This window comes from Streptomyces sp. NPDC003691, assembly GCF_053981115.1.
Map to the genome: position 1 here is coordinate 65,266 of NZ_JBSFNQ010000044.1, position 6,083 is coordinate 71,348.

Below are 6,083 nucleotides of genomic sequence, written 5' to 3' on the forward strand. Positions count from 1 at the left end.
CACCCGGACATGAGCGCGTCAGGCGGGACCAAGGCGATCGTGGCGGCCCTCGCCGCCAACCTCGCCATCGCCGTGGCCAAATTCGTCGCGTTCCTCTTCAGCGGCTCGTCGTCGATGCTGGCCGAGAGCGTCCACTCCGTAGCCGACTCCGGAAACCAGGGGCTCCTGCTCCTCGGCGGCCGCCGCGCCCGCCGCGCCGCGACCCCCCAGCACCCCTTCGGCTACGGCCGCGAACGCTATATCTACGCCTTCCTCGTCTCCATCGTGCTCTTCTCCGTAGGCGGCATGTTCGCGCTCTACGAGGGCTACGAGAAGATCAAGCACCCGCACCCCGTCGAGGCCTGGTACTGGCCGGTCGGTGTCCTCCTCTTCGCGATCGCCGCCGAGACCGTCTCCTTCCGCACCGCCATCAGGGAATCCAACCCCCTGCGCGGCGACCGCTCCTGGCGCGAGTTCGTCCGCCACGCCAAGGCCCCCGAACTCCCCGTCGTCCTCCTCGAAGACCTCGGCGCCCTCGTCGGCCTGATCCTCGCCCTGGCCGGAGTCGGCCTCGCCCTCGCCACCGGCGACGGTCTCTGGGACGGCATCGGCACCCTCTGCATCGGCACCCTCCTCATCCTCATCGCCCTCGTCCTCGCCGCCGAGACCAAGTCCCTGCTCCTCGGCGAGGCCGCGAGCGCCGACGACGAACAGAAGATCGAAAACGCCGTCGTCGACGGCACCACCGTCACCCGGCTGATCCATATGCGCACCCTGCACCTCGGCCCCGAAGAGCTCCTGGTCGCCGCCAAGATCGCGGTACGCCACGACAACACCGCCGCCGAGGTCGCCGGCACCATCAACGCCGCCGAGGAACGCATCCGCGCAGCCTGCCCCATCGCCCGGGTCATCTACCTCGAACCCGATATCTACAGCGCGTCCGCCGGCGCAGGCACGGCCGACACCGCCGGCACCGGGCCCGCCGGGCCGCCCGCCACCACCTGATCCGGCTGTATCCGGCCATTCCTCCCACCCCCCGACCAGCGGCGTGTCCCGATCACGCCACCGCGCGGACTGGGGCCGTCCCCGGCGGGCGGTGTAGATTCGGAACGAGAGTCAGACGTCGCTGCTGATGGCGGTCGGGCGGTCCCCAGCGGACCGGCCGAGGGAGAGAGGGCCTCCGACGACTGCGCCGCGAGCGGCCCGGGCATCCCTGTGTCCACCGCCGCGGAGCCAGCCGCGCCCACCCTCGACCACCATTGAGGAGCAGTTCCGCATGACCACTGTCACCACCGGCCAGGACTTCAAGGTCGCCGACCTCTCCCTCGCCGAGTTCGGCCGCAAGGAGATCACCCTCGCCAAGCACGAGATGCCCGGCCTGATGGCGATCCGCAAGGAGTACGCCGACCGGCAGCCGCTCGCCGGCGCCCGCGTCACCGGCTCCCTCCATATGACGGTCCAGACCGCCGTCCTCATCGAGACCCTCGTCGCCCTCGGCGCGCAGGTCCGCTGGGCCTCCTGCAATATCTTCTCCACCCAGGACCACGCCGCGGCGGCCATCGCCGTCGGCCCCGAGGGCACCCCGGACAACCCCCGCGGAGTCCCCGTCTTCGCCTGGAAGGGCGAGACGCTCGAAGAGTACTGGTGGTGCACCGAGCAGGCCCTGACCTGGCCCGACTCGCCCACCGGCGGCCCGAACATGATCCTCGACGACGGTGGCGACGCCACTCTCCTGGTCCACAAGGGCGTCGAGTTCGAGAAGGCCGGCGAGGCCCCGGACCCCTCCACCGCGGACAGCGAGGAGTACGGCCACATCCTCACCCTCCTCAACCGCACCCTCTCCGAGAACCCGCAGAAGTGGACCCGCCTGGCGTCCGAGATCCGCGGCGTCACCGAAGAGACCACGACCGGTGTGCACCGTCTGTACGAGATGCACCGCGACGGCACCCTCCTCTTCCCGGCGATCAACGTGAACGACGCCGTCACCAAGTCGAAGTTCGACAACAAGTACGGCTGCCGCCACTCCCTCGTCGACGGCATCAACCGCGCCACCGACGTCCTCATCGGCGGCAAGGTCGCCGTTATCTGCGGCTACGGCGACGTCGGCAAGGGCTGTGCCGAGTCCCTCCGCGGCCAGGGCGCCCGGGTGATCATCACCGAGATCGACCCCATCTGCGCCCTCCAGGCGGCGATGGACGGCTACCAGGTCACCACCCTCGACGAGGTCGTCGGCATCGCCGACATCTTCGTCACGACCACCGGCAACAAGGACATCATCATGGCCGCCGACATGGCCAAGATGAAGCACCAGGCCATCGTCGGAAACATCGGCCACTTCGACAACGAGATCGACATGGCCGGCCTGGCCCGCATCCCCGGCATCGTCAAGGACGAGGTCAAGCCGCAGGTCCACACCTGGACCTTCCCCGACGGCAAGACGATCATCGTGCTGTCCGAAGGCCGCCTCCTCAACCTGGGCAACGCGACGGGGCACCCCTCCTTCGTGATGTCCAACAGCTTCGCCGACCAGACGCTGGCCCAGATCGAACTCTTCACCAAGCCCGAGGAGTACCCGACCGACGTCTACGTGCTGCCCAAGCACCTCGACGAGAAGGTCGCCCGCCTCCACCTGGACTCCCTGGGCGTCAAGCTCACCACCCTCCGCCCGGAGCAGGCCGCCTACATCGGCGTCGAGGTCGAGGGCCCGTACAAGCCCGACCACTACCGCTACTGACGGCCGGGCCCGCGGGCCCGTACACCGGCGCACCCACGGAACGCGCCCCGGCACCACCCGGCCGGGCCCGCCCGCATCCCGCGGACGGGCCCGGTCCCGGTCGGACGGCGACACCCCCGCGCCTCACCGCACAAGGACCCCGAAGCCCCCATGCCCCGCGGCCGCTATTCGCTCCACGATCCGCACGATCGCACCCCCCTCGGTGAGGAACACTTCCACTGCGCCCCCGGCCCGTCCGGCTGGCGGTACGTCTCCCGCACCACCACCCCCTCCGGCGACCCCACAGGCTCCGTCGACCTGGCCGTCGATGCCCTCGGGCGCCCCATCCGGCTCGAACTCCACCGAGCCGACTGGCAGGTCCGCGGCGGCGCACTCGACGGCGTCACCTGGGTCCGTACCGACCCCACCGGCATTTACGCCGACGAAGGAACGGCATCCGCCCACGCCTTCACCGGAACGTCCCCCGCCTTTCTCGTCGCCACCGCACGGCTGCTGCGTCTCACCCCCGGCTCCCCGGCGACCCGCGTCCGCCTCGTCGCGTTCACGGACCCCGTACTCGCCCCTCTCACCGTCGACCAGTCCTGGGCTCTGCTCGACAGTGAAGCGCACACCACCGACAGCGGCCCCCTCGTCGTGGACGCGTACCAGGTCAACGCAGTGGACACCGGGGAACAGCACACCGTCCACATCGCCGGGGACGTCGTTCTCGCAGCGCCCGGCATCGAACTCGAAGAGCTGGACACCCCGCCCTCGGTCTTCCCCTGACCAACGGCCCCCGCCGCGCGCCTCCGGCTACCCGGGCGGCACGAACCCCGTGGACCGCGTTCCCTCGCTCCCCGACCCGTCACCCCGCCGGGGCCCGTCCACGGGAGACGGCCGGTACTCCACCACGGACGGCGACAACGGCGCCCACCCCCGCGACTCCGTGCTCCCGTCCGCCCCCGGCGCACTCCACACACTGCCCGGAACCCCGGCCTCCACCGGGACCGCCCCATCGCCGACGGCCCCCGGCCCGAAAGCCCGCCGGGCGTCCCGTGCCTGCCGTTCCTGCACCACTGCGGCGAGAAACGCCGCCGCGGACAACCCCTCCGGAACGGTCGCACCCGTTCGTGCCAGCAACTCCTCCGCCAGCCTCGCCCCCATCGACCGGGCCACCGCGGGATCCAGCTGCTCCATCCGCGTCAAGTACTGCCGTATCGCGAGCCACAGCTCGTCCGGCACCCCCGAAAGGTCCACCCGGGCGAACCGTCCCGCCAGCCAGGGCGGCGGAGGCGGCACCCGGACGGTCCGCGTTCCCGGCACCCGCTCCCGTACGACCAGCGTGCCCGCGAACACATCCCCGATCCGCCGCCCCCGCGCGGAGACCAGCGACGCGATCACCGCGATCACACCCATCGTGACCACGATCTCCACCGCGCCCATCGCCCCGCGGACCAGCGCATGCCGGAACCGGACCGGACCGCCGTCGTCCCGCACCACCCGCAGCCCGCACAGCAGCTTCCCCAGGGACCGGCCCTTCGACAGGGTCTCCACGGCGATCGGACCGCCCACCGGCACCAGCAGGAACGCCGCGATTCCCAGCGCCCGGGCCGCCGCCGGGTCCAGCGAAGCCGTCGTCAGCGTCAGACCGAGGAGCACCACCAGAAACAGGCCCCACACCACGGCCAGATCGACGACCAGGGCCAACGCCCTGCTCGGCAGCTTCGCGGGCTGCAGTCCCAGTACGACCGCGTCTCCCGTCACCAGCCCACTCACCGCAGCCCCACCCCTCACCGTCCGCCCCTCCGGGCCTGCCCGGCCCCCGACTCCCTCAGTCTGCCCGGTCTGCCAAGCTGACCCGGAGCGCACCGCAGCAGTAGCCGCAGTCCGCACGGACGCCCCAGCGCCTGGAGCCGCAGCCCTATGGACCTCGACGTCTTCGTCTCAGCCCACCGAGCCGAGTGGGACCGGCTGGAGTACCTGCTGCGCCGGGGGCGCCGGCTCACCGGAGCCGAGGTAGACGAACTCGTCGCCCTCTACCAGCGCACCGCCACCCATCTCTCCCTGGTCCGGTCCACCGCCCCCGATCCGGCACTGACCGGCCGCCTCACCCGTCTCGTCGCCCGGGCCCGGGCCACGGTCACCGGCACCCGCCGCGCCGGCTGGCGGGACGTCTCCCGCTTCCTCGCGGCCGGATTCCCCGCCGCGGTTTACCGCACCCGTCACTGGTGGATCCCCGCCGCGGTCCTCTCCATAGCCGCCGCCGCGCTCATCGGCTGGTGGGTGGGGACCCATCCCGAAGTCCAGTCGGCGATCGCCGCCCCTGAAGCCCTGCGGGAGATGACCCGTCCCGGCGGCGGATACGAGACGTACTACTCCAGCAACCCCGCGGCGTCCTTCGCCGCCCAGGTGTGGACGAACAATGCCCAGGCCGCGGCCGTCTGCCTCACCCTGGGAGCCTTCCTCGGTATACCCGTGATCTGGATCCTGCTCCTGAACATGGTGAACCTCGGCATCGGCATCGGCCTGATGTCCTCGGCCGGCCGGCTCGACGTCTTCCTCGGCCTCGTCCTGCCGCACGGCCTTCTCGAACTGACCGCCGTTTTCGTCGCGGCCGGTACGGGACTCCGCCTCGGCTGGACGGTCGTCGACCCCGGCCCGCTCTCCCGCCGGACGGCCCTCGCGGAACGCGGCCGCGCCGCCCTCGGCATGGCGGTGGGCCTGGCCCTCGTCCTCTTCGTCTCCGGCCTCATCGAAGGCTTCGTCACCCCGTCCGGCCTGCCCACCTGGGCCCGTATCGCCATCGGCGTCGCGGCCGAGCTGGTGTTCCTCGCCTACGTCTACGTCCTGGGCGGTCGCGCGGCCCGCGAGGGTGAGTCCGGCGATGTCGAAGAGGCCGACCGCAACGCCCGGGTGCCCGTCGCAGCCTGATGTGCATCCGACCCCTCCGAGCTGCTACTGTCCTCACCTGCCCACAAAAACCATTGACATGGCTGGCGTGGGGAGGTAGATTCGAACGGTTGCCTCGGACTGGACACAGTCGAGCGCGAAGGTTAGTATCTAGCTCGCTCTGGTCGGGAATGAAGTTCCCGCAGAGCCATTCGACTCCTTATCCGGATCGCGAAGGCCGATTAGCTCGGCCGAAATGATTCTGATAAAGTCGGAGCAGCCGAAAGGCAAAGTCGAAAGACAAAAGGCCACTCCAACAGGCCGCTGGATCTGAAAGTCCGGACCGGAAACGGAACGGGAAAAGGATCTGGTAAGGTTGGAAACGCAAGACCGAAGGGAAAGCCCGGAGGGCCTGGTGAAAAGGGCCTGAAGGAAGCGTCCGTTCCTTGAGAACTCAACAGCGTGCCAAAAATCAACGCCAGATTAGTTGATACCCCGTTCC

5 protein-coding genes are annotated in these 6,083 nt (G+C 70.2%); 4 read left to right on the forward strand and 1 reads right to left on the reverse strand.

Translation table 11 applies throughout. The features are described 5' to 3' along the window. Window positions 1-9 precede the first annotated feature (9 nt). The 3 genes from ACWDR0_RS21080 (at window position 10) to ACWDR0_RS21090 (ending at window position 3,478) form a co-directional block, all read left to right on the forward strand. Window positions 10-984: a cation diffusion facilitator family transporter gene (locus tag ACWDR0_RS21080; RefSeq protein WP_456353244.1), complete on the forward strand. Its 975-nt coding sequence runs from the start codon at window positions 10-12 to the stop codon at window positions 982-984. Window positions 985-1,255: 271 nt separating this feature from the next. Further along, a complete protein-coding gene (gene ahcY, locus ACWDR0_RS21085; RefSeq protein ID WP_456353245.1) occupies window positions 1,256-2,713 on the forward strand; it encodes an adenosylhomocysteinase in 1,458 nt (485 codons plus the stop codon). Window positions 2,714-2,863: 150 nt separating this feature from the next. Next, window positions 2,864-3,478, forward strand: coding sequence for a hypothetical protein (locus ACWDR0_RS21090; protein ID WP_456353246.1), 615 nt, complete (start codon window positions 2,864-2,866; stop codon window positions 3,476-3,478). A gap of 27 nt (window positions 3,479-3,505) precedes the next feature. Here the strand turns inward: ACWDR0_RS21090 and ACWDR0_RS21095 are convergent, their stop codons facing one another. Further along, a complete protein-coding gene (locus ACWDR0_RS21095) occupies window positions 3,506-4,468 on the reverse strand; it encodes an RDD family protein (RefSeq protein WP_456353247.1) in 963 nt (320 codons plus the stop codon). A gap of 147 nt (window positions 4,469-4,615) precedes the next feature. Between ACWDR0_RS21095 and ACWDR0_RS21100 the strand changes: the two genes are divergently transcribed. Then, window positions 4,616-5,623 carry a stage II sporulation protein M gene (locus tag ACWDR0_RS21100; protein ID WP_456353248.1) on the forward strand — a complete coding sequence of 336 codons (1,008 nt, stop codon included), beginning with the start codon at window positions 4,616-4,618 and terminating at the stop codon, window positions 5,621-5,623. Window positions 5,624-6,083: the final 460 nt, after the last annotated feature.

What these genes read in the sequence shown, in the direction of transcription:
- ACWDR0_RS21080 (WP_456353244.1), top strand. Translation starts at nt 10, where the DNA reads ATGAGCGCGTCAGGCGGGACCAAGGCGATCGTGGCGGCCCTCGCCGCC.
- ahcY (WP_456353245.1), top strand. Translation starts at nt 1,256, where the DNA reads ATGACCACTGTCACCACCGGCCAGGACTTCAAGGTCGCCGACCTCTCC.
- ACWDR0_RS21100 (WP_456353248.1), top strand. Translation starts at nt 4,616, where the DNA reads ATGGACCTCGACGTCTTCGTCTCAGCCCACCGAGCCGAGTGGGACCGG.
- ACWDR0_RS21090 (WP_456353246.1), top strand. Translation starts at nt 2,864, where the DNA reads ATGCCCCGCGGCCGCTATTCGCTCCACGATCCGCACGATCGCACCCCC.